Annotated in this window: 2 protein-coding genes; both read left to right on the forward strand. The window is 61.8% G+C overall.

Annotated features, from left to right (window positions below; all coding sequences use genetic code 11):
* Positions 1-198 precede the first annotated feature (198 nt).
* Positions 199-660 carry an MBL fold metallo-hydrolase RNA specificity domain-containing protein gene (locus CKO40_RS24790; RefSeq protein WP_420827412.1) on the forward strand — a complete coding sequence of 154 codons (462 nt, stop codon included), beginning with the start codon at positions 199-201 and terminating at the stop codon, positions 658-660.
* On the forward strand, positions 657-891 hold a 235-nt coding region (locus CKO40_RS24000), incomplete at its 3' end, for a hypothetical protein (RefSeq protein ID WP_242477316.1). The genes CKO40_RS24790 and CKO40_RS24000, both read left to right, overlap by 4 nt.

Raw genomic sequence — 891 nt, forward strand, 5'->3', positions numbered from 1 at the left:
CTTCGGGAGCGAACAGCTCGATGGCCTGGCGCGGGTAGTCGAGGATCAGGTTCTTGAAGTTCTGGTCGTGACTGCTCGGCATGGCGCCCGTGGCTCGTCTTAGGGATCGTCATGCGGGCAGAAGCCGGAAGCCTTGCTCAGCCGCCAGAAGCCGCACCCCGTTGTCTCGCGTATTGCTGATGGTACCACTCGCTGCTCATCGATTGCGGCCTGTTCCAAGGCGACGAGGCCGGCGATGATGGCGCGCGCGCCGACCAATTGCAGATCGGCTTCGACATCGCCCCCATCCAGGCGCTGATCATCACCCATGTCCATATCGACCACGTCGGGCGGCTGCCGCACCTGCTCGCCGCCGGCTACCAGGCCAAGGGCCCGCCCGGGCGCGACATCCAGCGCTACGGCCCGCGCGGCGGCTATGTGATGCTCGATGGCGAGCGCTACGACATCCGCGCCCAGATCCATACCATCGGCGGTTACTCGGCCCATGCCGACCAGCGGGGTCTGATCGAGTTTGCCACCGGCATACCGACCGCGCCGGCTGAGATCCGCCTCGTGCATGGGGATGAGGGCGCAAAGACTGCGCTGGCCGGGAAGCTCCGTGACATGCTGAAAAGAACCGAGGTTGTTGTGCCCGCTCCCTATCGAGCTGCAGCTGATTGACAAATGGTGTCACTAATGGCACCATTAAGAGCATGGCATCGGTAGAGAAAATCCTCACCAAAATGCGTGAGGAGCCGAGAAATATTCGCTTCGCAGATTTGAGAAAGGTTTGCGAGACCTATTTCGGGCGGCCGCGCCAAAGTGGCACCAGTCACTTGGTATTCAAAACTCCTTGGCCAGGTGATCCGCGTGTCAACATCCAGAACGCGGACGGGCAGGCCAAGCCGTATC

The sequence above is a fragment of the Halochromatium glycolicum genome (assembly GCF_016584085.1).
Taxonomy (GTDB): domain Bacteria; phylum Pseudomonadota; class Gammaproteobacteria; order Chromatiales; family Chromatiaceae; genus Lamprobacter; species Lamprobacter glycolicus.